Source organism: Winogradskyella ouciana, assembly GCF_009709615.1.
GTDB lineage: Bacteria > Bacteroidota > Bacteroidia > Flavobacteriales > Flavobacteriaceae > Winogradskyella > Winogradskyella ouciana.
In genome coordinates, this window is sequence record NZ_WJYA01000074.1 from 1 (window position 1) to 278 (window position 278).

A 278-nucleotide genomic window follows, 5' to 3' on the forward strand; every position below is an offset into this window, starting at 1 on the left:
GTACGAAAAGCTGGCCGGTATGACCGGTACCGCAAAAACGGAAGAGGAAGAATTCCGCAATATTTATAACATGCAGGTTGTATCCATCCCGACCAACCAGCCGGTCATCCGTGACGACCGTCCGGACTTGATCTACCGCTCAATGGAAGGGAAATTCAAGGCGGTGGCGGAGGATGTCGCCCAGCGCTACATGACCGGACAGCCGGTTCTTGTCGGTACGGTTGCCGTTGAAACGTCTGAATTGATTTCTAAACTTCTGAAAAACAAAGGGATTCCGC

Annotated in this window: 1 protein-coding gene; it reads left to right on the forward strand. The window is 51.8% G+C overall.

Features of this window, described 5'->3' with window-relative positions; all coding sequences use genetic code 11:
- Nucleotides 1–278 (forward strand): preprotein translocase subunit SecA (locus F1003_RS18625; RefSeq protein WP_497986922.1); only part of this gene is annotated, 278 nt, incomplete at both ends.